Genomic DNA, 6,654 nt, shown 5'->3' with positions numbered 1-6,654 from the left:
TTCGTCGCCGTAAATTTTTTTTAAAACTCAAGTGTCCACGATAAGGATTATGGTGTCCACGCTGCGGATAATTTCCAATCTTGGACCTGAGCGGAGGTGGAATGGATAAATGAATTTAATAAACGTTCTAAAAATCGGGGCGGCTGCGGCCGCTCTTATTTTTACGTACTGGATCGGCGTTCAAAACGGACGAGATTCGGAGGAATTAAAGAATGCTCGCTCTCAAATTTCAGTGCTCAGCACTACGATTGAGGAATTCAAAACCAAGCAAACCTCTGATGCGGTTGCTATGGCTGAGCTTAGGGTTGCTGAGTCTGCTTCTCGCAACGAGCTTGACCGGATGCGCCAGCAACTCGCAGATATTGAGAGAATGTCCAAAACAAACGCCGATCAGGAGCGCAATCGATGTCTCCGATTGGCAATCAGAGGTCGAGAATTACTCGACAGAGCTAACGGAGCTATTAAATTCTGCGCAGAGAACCATAAATGAAGATTAAACAGTCTTAAATTTTATTCTGAGGTCAAAAGGTCTAGCAACTTGTGGTTAATGAACAGTTTTTCTTTGGTTGTCACTGCCTCGATTAAAACACCCCGCTCTGCAAGACACTTTAAATATTTCGAAGCGGCCTGTCGTTTTGCTATGCCGTTTTCTACTAAATTTTGTATTCGGATATAAGGCAGAGAAAAGATCAAGTCTACAAGTTCTCTCGAATAAATCTTCTTTGTTTCAGGTGCGTTTTTTAAAAGTTCGATAGTCTCTTGCTCTAATTTTCGAATCTGTAGCACTTTATTTTTAGTCCAATTCGAGGTGTCTATAACTGCGTTCAGCATAAAATCAATCCATGGATGCCAGGACCCTTCTGCCGTAACGTTTCTTAGTTTTAGGTAATAGTCCGCCTTGTTCTTAATAATGTATCTGCTTAAGTAGAGGATAGGGAGGTCTAATAATCCTTCTTGGACTAAAAACAGAATATTGAGAACTCTACCCGTTCGACCGTTGCCGTCACTGAAAGGATGAATGGCTTCAAATTGGTAATGCGACAGCGCCATAACAATTAACGGGTCAAGTTCTGTAGGGGTGTTGATAAATTGCTCCCACTCTGCCATCTTTTGCCGAATAACGTTTTCTCCGGACGGCGGGGTATAGATCACTGAACCCACAGAAGAGTTTCCTATGTAGGTCCCGGGTATTTTTCGCACATCAACGTCAGTTCCCCGAAGCACTGAGCACACAGTTCTAGCTGTCCTCAAAGACAAGGGGCAGGTTTTTAAGGAGTCCAGTCCGTTAAATAGTGCAGTTCTGTACATTAACGCCTCTTTGGTAGCAGGGTCGGCTCCTTGAGGCTTTTCTAGGTATTTAAACAGTGCATCCGTAGTCGTGACTATATTCTCTATTTCGCTACTGGCCTTAGCTTCAAGAATTGGAATTGTATAAATTAGCAATGCTTGATTTGGGATGAGTTCTACCGCTTGTCTCAGTCCTTCGAGAGAAACTCTAGCTCTGGTGCACAACTTCAAAAGTTCTTTAGTTTCTATTTCATCAATGCGTGGCGGAAGTGCTGGCAAATCATTAAACGGTATATCTGGATCCCATTGCATATTGAGGCTGCTAAAGTTTATAAATTTCGCATGTGTCGACAAAATTAAAAATCGTGAACACAAAATAATTATATGTACGCGTCATCGACATATCAAGTTTTTATGATGAAGAAATGTAGTTTTATCGACATATCTACGCTTAAATCTGCATAGAAGATCATCCAACAAGCCCTCAACGGAGTTAACAGCACTATTAAATTCTGTGTACAAAATCACAAATAAATAAAGCAAAGATAAATAAAGCAAAGCCTCCAAGGATTTCTCCAAGGAGGCTCATTGTCACTACGGACGATTGCAATCTCGTTTCCGTAGAGGCCCACTCTTAACAGAGTTGGGGCTTAGGCCCGTTACGCAAATTTGCCAGAGCGGGAACGCGAGTATTGTCGATTTATATCTGGGATTTTGCAAGTTAATTTACAATTTAATATCAGTGAGTCTCTCAGATTGACAACAGAAGACAAAGAATTGCTCGTCCGAGCTGAACAAGCAATTAAATTCTGCGCAGAAAACCACAAGTGAGTTGACTGAACCATGACAGGCTGAATGTGCGGAACGTGCGGTCCGAGATGGCTGAATCATTGAATGGTGTGCAGCAGAGACTGTGAAGAGAACGAGTGACTAGGGGAAAATTTGGGGGAATTTAGAATAATTAATTTATATTCCTTGAGCTTCAATGGTATTCAATTCATGTTGGGGCCACCAAGTTACCATCCGAGAGTCTACAAGACACTCGGATATTTTTTTGCCAGGACTAATAAATACGGGGCTTTTGCGGTTTTTCCCTGCTGTATCTTCACAGCGTTTAACGGCTTCCAATGGGATTTTTATTGGCGTATAGCAGATGGAGCTTTACCAATGCCGAGGGCAGCAAAAGAAATAACAAAACAATTACAGATAGAAGCCCGGGAAGGAGAAGATTTCACAGTGGGAGGATTTCCAGGGCTAAAGAGAGATAATAGAAGAAAAAGAAAGTAAAAATCCCTGATAGACAAGCGCTTCATGGATTTTTTCTTCTCTATGTTCTACAGCTCTCAGTTCTATAAAACTCAAAATTCTTATTTCAAATGTACGCGATTTGTACGCGCTTCGGATAATATCCAACGATGGCTAACCGGTAGGCTGAGTCGAAAAGCCGTTAATATCCTGAAGATCAAAGATCCTGCTTTCGCTAACTGTAATGACAGCTTTCCGGGAGGCTGTCATTGTGTATTTGAGATGAGCATCAGGAACGAAAAGGCTCTGCAGCTATTTCTTTTGCGACTCAATAAATTGACTCCAGGAAAGAAAGCTTCTGGAGACTATGTTATCCCGAGGATCCGGATTTTCTTCCGGATCAGACCGATTCCGCACATATTGATAAAACAGGAAGCATGTTCCAAGGATGCCTGCGAAGAGAGAAGCAAGACAGAAATAACTGATAAAAGGATGTATTTCAAAAACCTCAGTTAAAGAGAGCCAATGAACAACGTCGGCACTAAGAAAATATAAAAGGATAAGGCTTATAAGGATGACGAAGCACATTAATCCGAAGAGGATAGCTGCTGCAATCATCCAAGGGTTAAAGACTATCATTCCGATCAATAAAAACGGAAGCGAGCATATGACGATATAAATGCGCAGCGCCTCTAATAAAAAGCTTTTCAACTTTCCTAAAAAATTCTTCATATTGCCCCTATATGCATTGATTATATGTGCTGCCTCCTGAGTTTGAAAGATCTTTTTCGACGTTCTTTTGCGGTACCGTTAATCGTTTTTAACCACATAAATAGCCCTTAGAAAAGCAGTCCCGACAGTAAAGACGTCAGCTATGCAGAGTTAAATATTCAGCCTGTAAGAAACGAGTTCTCCGATCATATTCAGACAGAGGTCCGAGCTTCGACCTAGGTTTTTTACACGAAAAATACCATCTTCCGTATGCGTTAAAAATATGTAATATATGAAGTAGAGAATTCGATGCGGTCGACAACATGAGTAGTAGGAGGGAAAGTAAATGGCATATTCAGAATTTAAGTTTGATCCGAAGTTCCTTCAGGAACAGATTGACTCGGCAAAAGCAGCTCTGAAGGATCAGACGGGACGCGAGGACTTCGTAGCGCACGCTTGCGAAGTAATTAAGGATCGTTTACTCAAGAACAATGACGAATATCTTTCTTACGGTCCTTATTGGTGGGCACTAAAGAAAATATTGCTCGTAAACGGCCTTAAGGAACTCGGAAATACGATGGATGAACCTTTGTCTAAGGAGTACTGCGGCGAATCCGATGAAGCAACAATCATGGCGGCCGAATGCTTCAGAGAAGATTACTTCACAATTTTTTTTGAGGGGAACAATTTATTCGATCTTGATCCTGAAGCAGAATCGCAATATCTTCTAGCCGATCCGGACTGCCAGACGCTTAAATACCGCAGAAGATTCTCATCCCTGGGCCTCAGTGAGGAAGAAGAAAGGGAATGGGAGCAGATGGCCGCATTCTTTGGGTATGACTACATGAACTGATCGTCCTATCTTTTCAGGATAAGCCGTCTTCCCGGGCGGCTGATTGCTGTTTATGCTGAACGGAGAAATCACGGCATTTTCTCAGTTTGCCTATTGCGCTGGATGTTTAAATGCGTGAGTGTCGGATGCTTCCTGACGAGTGATAAAAAGCACCGGCGGTCAGTATCCATTTAACAGCGCACTGCGGATCAGTCAGAATTTGTAAGCTTTTCAATGTTCCCAAGAAAGGAATAACCTAGATACGATTTACGAGAGCCGTACTTCATAGGTTGTACAATTCCTTTTTTATTGAAAAAAATATCAATGTCTGATTGTCAAGACTTTTTACAATTCGGTTTGGATCCTCGTCTGCTCCAGGCGATCCAAGAAATGGGCTATGAGAAACCAACACCGATCCAATGCAAAGCAATCCCTTTGGTGCTTGAAGGTAAGGACATGCTTGCCGCGGCTCAGACGGGAACCGGTAAAACTGCCGGCTTCGGTCTTCCGGCACTTCAAAATATCCTGAAAGATGCAAATACCAGCATGTCGCCTGCGCGGCATCCTGTGCGCATTCTTGTCCTCTCGCCGACTCGAGAACTTGCAGACCAAACAGCAGAGGCGCTTTCCAACTTTGCCGCCAAGACTCCGCTGCGTGTCGGTGTCGTCTACGGCGGTGTCGATATCAAGCCGCAGATTGAACAGGTGCGAAAGGGCGTGGAAGTTTTAATCGCGACACCGGGACGCCTGCTTGATCACTTGGAACAGAAAAGTACCAACCTCAATCAGGTCAGTATTGTCGTGCTCGATGAGGCCGACAGAATGCTCGATATGGGATTTCTGCCGGATATCTCGCGCATCCTGAACAAATTGCCGAAAAAACGCCAAAATCTGCTGTTCTCGGCGACTTTCTCACTGGAAATTAAAAAATTAGCCGGGAACTTCCTTGTTGACCCGGTCCTGGTTACTGTTGCGCAGAGAAATACAACGGCTTCGACGATTACCCAGGAAGTCTATAAGGTTCAGGAAACTCAAAAACGCGACGCCTTGATCGATTTGCTCGAAAGCCGCGCACTTGACGCAAACGGAAATCCTCTGCAGACAATCGTTTTTGTCAATTCAAAACTGACGGCCAGACGCCTTTCTAAAAATCTTCAGGACTACGGGCTGAATGCCGACGCTATTCACGGAGATAAAACCCAGGACGAGCGCTTAAAGATCCTTGGCGACTTTAAGTCGGGCGCGCTTAATATTCTGGTTGCAACAGATGTTGCGGCACGAGGACTCGATATTGCAGAACTGCCGCTTGTGATCAATTTTGACGTGCCTTTTGTTTCCGAGGATTATGTTCATCGAATCGGAAGAACAGGCCGGGCTGGACAAAAAGGTTTGGCGCAAATGCTCGTGACGCCGGCTGATTCACGCTCTTTCGAGGCAATCGAAAGAATGCTGAAGAAGAAATTCGATGTGAAGAGTCTGACGCCCGAAGCGCACAGAATCAAACGCAGAACCACCCGCAGCTATAGCTACGAGAAGCCGGAGGAACACTTGGATGCGTTCTTTACGCAGCCTTATGTTCCGTCAGATGCGAAAGAGAGTAAAGCCGCACAGGCGCCTCGTCTGCAGAGAAGCGAAAAGAACGGCCGGCCGCGCGCGGTCCTGCTCGGCGGCAGCGGCAGAAAATAAAGATCAGTATTTTTTACCGCTGAGATAACTGCGCCAGCGCTTTGTCGCTTCCGCATAAAACTCCGGCAGCGTGTCGAAATCAAAAGCCTCGAAGCCTAAATGCTTCCAGGCTTTTGCTGTTTCAGCTTCTAAATTTTCAGCGTCAACGGCTTTCGCGCCGTTCTGTTTTGAGAGCTTCTGCCCGTCCTCGTGTGTCACTAAGGGAATATGCATATATTCAGGGGTGCGTACTCCCAGCGCTCTTTGAAGAAGAATTTGACGCGGAGTGTTGTCCAGCAGGTCCTGCCCTCGAACAATATGGGTGACGCCCTGATACGCGTCATCAGTGACAACTGCAAGCTGATAGGCCCAAAGACCGTCCGCACGTTTGAGTACAATATCTCCGACCTCTCTTTCAACGTTCTGCATAAAAGTGCCGCAGAGCCTGTCCGTAAAGACAACAGGATGCGAACGAGTGAGAAAACGAAGCGCTCGCACCGGTTTCCCGTGCGTGCCGCCGCGGCATGTTCCGGGATAAACGCCTTTGGGAAGATTAAGCCTGAGATCCAGCTCTTCAATAGATTTGCGTGAGCATGCGCATCCGTATACAAGCCCTTTTTTCTGCAGCTCTGCCAGACGCTTCTCATAAGCGTCGTTTCTGTCGGATTGAAAAAGAATCGGTCCGTCACTGTGAACCTGAAGCTTTTCCATGAGCTCCAGCTGCTGCTGAGCGCAGTGCTCCGGCTCCCTGGCAGGATCGATGTCTTCAATACGAATCAGCCAGCGGCCGTAATGCGCTTTAGCGTCTAAGTAACTGGCAAGAAGACACGCCAAGCTTCCCGCATGAAGCGGGCCTGTGGGCGAGGGTGCAAAACGTCCGACGTAATCAGCCAAGAATGTCACCTATCTGTTGA

The 6,654-nt window shown here is 45.2% G+C and carries 6 protein-coding genes; 4 read left to right on the top strand and 2 right to left on the bottom strand.

Going from position 1 to position 6,654, the window contains the following annotated elements:
• The first annotated feature begins 109 nt into the window (after window positions 1-109).
• A complete protein-coding gene (locus tag NFR90_RS09825) occupies window positions 110-490 on the top strand; it encodes a hypothetical protein (RefSeq protein ID WP_251452643.1) in 381 nt (126 codons plus the stop codon).
• Window positions 491-510: 20 nt separating this feature from the next.
• Here the strand turns inward: NFR90_RS09825 and NFR90_RS09820 are convergent, their stop codons facing one another.
• Complete coding sequence (locus tag NFR90_RS09820) at window positions 511-1,599, bottom strand: Fic family protein (protein ID WP_251452640.1); 1,089 nt, start codon at window positions 1,597-1,599, stop codon at window positions 511-513.
• A 630-nt stretch (window positions 1,600-2,229) separates the two neighbouring features.
• Here NFR90_RS09820 and NFR90_RS09815 point away from each other — a divergent pair.
• The 3 genes from NFR90_RS09815 to NFR90_RS09805 all read left to right on the top strand — a co-directional run bounded on the left by NFR90_RS09815 (window position 2,230) and on the right by NFR90_RS09805 (window position 5,761).
• Window positions 2,230-2,574, top strand: a complete 345-nt coding sequence (locus NFR90_RS09815; protein WP_251452638.1) for a hypothetical protein — start codon at window positions 2,230-2,232, stop codon at window positions 2,572-2,574.
• Between the two features lie 1,015 nt (window positions 2,575-3,589).
• Window positions 3,590-4,096 carry a hypothetical protein gene (locus tag NFR90_RS09810; protein WP_160336052.1) on the top strand — a complete coding sequence of 169 codons (507 nt, stop codon included), beginning with the start codon at window positions 3,590-3,592 and terminating at the stop codon, window positions 4,094-4,096.
• Window positions 4,097-4,399: 303 nt separating this feature from the next.
• Window positions 4,400-5,761 carry a DEAD/DEAH box helicase gene (locus NFR90_RS09805; protein WP_251452635.1) on the top strand — a complete coding sequence of 454 codons (1,362 nt, stop codon included), beginning with the start codon at window positions 4,400-4,402 and terminating at the stop codon, window positions 5,759-5,761.
• 3 nt (window positions 5,762-5,764) lie between these two features.
• Here the strand turns inward: NFR90_RS09805 and gluQRS are convergent, their stop codons facing one another.
• Window positions 5,765-6,634, bottom strand: a complete 870-nt coding sequence (gluQRS, locus tag NFR90_RS09800; protein WP_251452631.1) for a tRNA glutamyl-Q(34) synthetase GluQRS — start codon at window positions 6,632-6,634, stop codon at window positions 5,765-5,767.
• Window positions 6,635-6,654 lie beyond the last annotated feature (20 nt).

The sequence above is a fragment of the Parasutterella muris genome, assembly GCF_943193095.1.
GTDB lineage: Bacteria > Pseudomonadota > Gammaproteobacteria > Burkholderiales > Burkholderiaceae_F > Parasutterella > Parasutterella muris.
The sequence above is the reverse complement of the archived record's forward strand: the minus strand, read 5'-3'. Positions and strand labels throughout refer to the sequence as shown.

Excerpts from the sequence above, each read along its gene's own strand:
- NFR90_RS09810 (WP_160336052.1), top strand. The coding sequence starts at position 3,590 with ATGGCATATTCAGAATTTAAGTTTGATCCGAAGTTCCTTCAGGAACAG.
- NFR90_RS09805 (WP_251452635.1), top strand. The coding sequence starts at position 4,400 with ATGTCTGATTGTCAAGACTTTTTACAATTCGGTTTGGATCCTCGTCTG.
- NFR90_RS09820 (WP_251452640.1), bottom strand. The coding sequence starts at position 1,599 with ATGCAATGGGATCCAGATATACCGTTTAATGATTTGCCAGCACTTCCG.
- NFR90_RS09825 (WP_251452643.1), top strand. The coding sequence starts at position 110 with ATGAATTTAATAAACGTTCTAAAAATCGGGGCGGCTGCGGCCGCTCTT.